General features: G+C 61.8%; 1 protein-coding gene. It reads right to left on the bottom strand.

The features are described 5' to 3' along the window. Positions 1-686: ATP-binding protein (locus F1599_RS22065; RefSeq protein ID WP_150084592.1), on the bottom strand; the 686-nt coding region annotated here is incomplete at both ends.

Here is a 686-nt window from a genome sequence, read left to right as displayed (position 1 = left end):
TTCTCGTAGCAGGTCGCCTCGTCCCAGTCCATGCCGCGGGCCAGTTGGAACAGCACGCTCTCGGTCGCCTTGGCAACGTGTTGCATCGGAAACTCATGCCGCCGTCGCGCCTGCTGCGGTGACAACTCGACCAGGGCGTTCCAGAGAAGCTTGGCGCTGCCGGCCAGCCGGCGCCCGCGGGCAAAGTCCTCTGGCGCAAAATACGCCAGAAACGGCACCCCGCTGTCGACCGGCCATTCGGAGTCGACGTCATAGCCGTTCAGCACATACTCGACCTCCTGCACCGAGCGCAGACCGTGAAAGCGCGCATGGGCTGCCATGAAGCGGGCGGCCACATGCGCGTTGCCGGTGCTGGCCATGTATTCATGGCGATAGTTCAACTGATGCGTGCCGACCGAGAAGACGCTGAGCAGGTAACCGTCGTAATCGAGATCGTTCTGCAGGCCCACCAGCCACTTCCACTCGCGCAGCGTCAAATCCTGCGCTTCGTCAATCAACAAGACGACATAGTTGCGACACGCATTGTTGGCGATGGCAATGAAGCGTTGCCGACAGAGATAGGCCGCCTCGACCCGCTTGGGCACCTTGGCCGGGTTGACGAACTCGAAGTGCGACGCCATCAGAATCTGATGCCAGAACGCCGCTTCGTTGGAATGACTGTCGGGGCGTCGGCTCCATACCACCAG

It is taken from the genome of Cupriavidus cauae, assembly GCF_008632125.1.
Lineage (GTDB): Bacteria > Pseudomonadota > Gammaproteobacteria > Burkholderiales > Burkholderiaceae > Cupriavidus > Cupriavidus cauae.
Note: the sequence above shows the minus strand (reverse complement) of the source record. Positions and strands in the feature narration are given on the sequence as shown.